Raw genomic sequence first — 2727 nt, forward strand, 5'->3', positions numbered from 1 at the left:
ACGACCTTGCCCGTATGACGGGCCTGGCTGACGTGGCGGAAGGCATCGCGGGCGCGTCGTACGTCCCATGTGGTGAGGGGCAGGTGCTGGAGGACGCCCCGGGCGAAGAGATCGAGGATGTCACGAAGCATGGCGCCGATGCGCTCCTGGCCGGCCTCGCCGAGGTCGAAGGCCCGGTACCGGGTGCCGGGGTGGTCGGCGGCGACCTTGTCCGCCTCGCGGACGTCGGTCTTGCCCATCTCGACGAAACGGCCGCCGTCGGAGAGCAGACGCAGCGAGGCGTCGACGAACTCGCGGGCAAGCGAGTTGAGGACGACGTCCATGCCCGGGCCGCCGGTCGCCGCGCGGAACTCGGACTCGAAGTCGAGGGTGCGGGACGACGCGATCCGGGCCTCGTCGAGGCCGAGGTCGCGCAGCGCCTGCCACTTGCCGGTGCTGGCGGTTCCGAACACCTCCGCTCCCCAGTGCCGGGCGAGCTGCACCGCGGCCATGCCCACGCCACCGGCCGCGGAGTGCACCAGGAGGCGCTCGCCCGGCTGGAGGTCCGCCAGGTCTCGCAGCGCGTAGTACGCGGTCAGGAACACCACGGGCACGGCCGCCGCCTGGGCGAACGTCCAACCCTCGGGCATCCGTACGACGGTACGGGAGTCGGCGACCACTGACGGCGCGTACGCCCCCGTGAGCATGCCCATGACGCGGTCGCCCGGCGCCAGGCCGGTCACGCCGGGGCCCGTCTCGGTCACCACGCCGGCGCCCTCGGTGCCCATGAGGGCGGGCTCGGGGTACATGCCAAGAGCGAGCAGGACGTCGCGGAAGTTGAGGCCGGTGGCACGCACCGCGATCCGGATCTGACCGGGGCCGAGGGGCTCCGGCTCGCCGAGGACCGCCCCGGCTTCGCCGCCGTCCGACCGGTCCGCGGCGAGGGGGGCCAGGGTCAGGCTCTCAAGCGTGCCGTCCGCGCCGGGTTCCAGCCGCCAGCCGGCGAACGGCGTGGCCGGCAGCGGCAGCGGCCCGAACCCGTCGCCCGCGTCGGCGTCCGCCGCACGCACCAGCCTCGGCACGAACAACTCGCCGTCCCGCATCACCAGTTGCGACTCACCGGACTCCACGGCCCGCACCAGGGCAGCACCGGACACGTCCCCAGCCTCGAGGTCCAGCAGCCCGAACCGTCCCGGGTTCTCCGTCTGCGCGGACCGGCCGAGGCCCCAGGCGGCGGCCTGGCCCGTCGCCCGTACGGCGTCCTCGGAGTGGGCGGCGACCGCGTGCCGGGTCACCAGCACGAGGCGGGACTCGGCGAACCTGTCGTCGGCGAGCCACGTCTGCATCAGCGCCAGCGCGCCGTGCACGGCTTTCCTGACGCGCTCCGCCCCACCGCCTGCTCCCGCCCCGGGGGACGGGACGAGCACGGTCACCGGTGTGTCGATCTCGCCCCGGTCGACGGCCACGGCGAGTGCCGCCAGGCCGGGGAACTCGGCGACCGCCGCGCCGGTCGCGCGCAGGGCACGCACGAGACCCGTCGCGTCCGCGGCACCGTCTCCGTTCCCGTTCCGGCTGTCGACCACTTCGCCGTCCGAGCACCCGGTGCGGGTTCCGTCGCCACCCGTCAGAACGGCAGTGACACGGCTGCCGGACAGGCCTTCGGCGCTCCGGGGCGACGACGCCCTGACGGTGGCGTCCAGGGGGGCCCATTCCAGCAGGTGCAGCGACTCCGTGGTCGGGTCGACAGCCGCCGCCAACTGGGCGGGGTCGACGGGAAGCACGGTGAGGGAAGCGGCGCTGAACACCGGTTCGCCCGCCGTGTCGGCGGCATCGAGCGACACCGTGTCGGGGCCGAGCGGGGTGATCCGTACGCGCAGGGCCGAGGCCCCCACCGCGTGCAGGGTGAGCCCGCCCCAGGCGAACGGCAACCGGGTGCCCTCCGCGAACGCGCCGCCCGTACCCGCCGCCTGTACCGCGGCGTCGAGCAACGCTGGGTGGAGACCGAACCGTACGCCCTCGGCGTGGACGGGCTCGGTCGGCAAGGTCACCTCGGCGAAGACCTCGTCGCCGCGCCGCCAGACGCTCCGGACGCCCTGGAAGACCGGCCCGTATCCGTAACCGCGCGCCAGGAGCCGTTCGTACAGGCCCGAGACGTCCACCGGCTCGGCCCCAGCCGGGGGCCAGACGCCGTTCTCGGCGACGGGGGCGGCGGGCTCCACGGCATCCGCCCGGACGGCGAGGACACCGGTGGCGTGCCGGGTCCACGGGGCGGCGTCGACGCCGTCGGCGCTCGTCTCGTCGGGGCGGGCGTAGAGGGCGAAGGTACGGCGGCCCGACTCGTCACCGACGCCGACCACAAGCTGGGTCTGCACCGCGCCGCGGGATGGCAGGACGAGGGGCGCGTCGAGGGTCAGCTCCTCGACCAGGTCGCATCCGACCTGGTCCCCGGCCCGGAACACCAGCTCCACGAACGCCGTACCGGGCAGCAGCACGGTCCCCGCCACGGCGTGGTCGGCCAGCCAGGGGTGCGTCCGCAGGGACAGGCTCGCGGTGAAGAGGAAGCCGTCGGAGTCCGCCAATGCGACCGCCGCACCGAGCAGCGGGTGCCCGGCAGCTCCCAGTCCGACCGAGGAGATGTCACCAGCCACGGAAGCGGCTGCCTCCGGCCAGTAGCGCTCGTGTTGGAAGGCGTAGGTGGGGAGGTCGATGTGGGCGGTGGTGGCGGGAAGGAGGGTGCTCCAGTCCACT

The 2727-nt window shown here is 74.3% G+C and carries 1 protein-coding gene; it reads right to left on the bottom strand.

Going from position 1 to position 2727, the window contains the following annotated elements; all coding sequences use genetic code 11:
• Positions 1–2727: SpnB-like Rossmann fold domain-containing protein (locus tag NGF19_RS30245; RefSeq protein WP_252429112.1), on the bottom strand; the 2727-nt coding region annotated here is incomplete at both ends.

It is taken from the genome of Streptomyces macrolidinus (genome assembly GCF_023887685.1).
Taxonomy (GTDB): domain Bacteria; phylum Actinomycetota; class Actinomycetes; order Streptomycetales; family Streptomycetaceae; genus Streptomyces; species Streptomyces macrolidinus.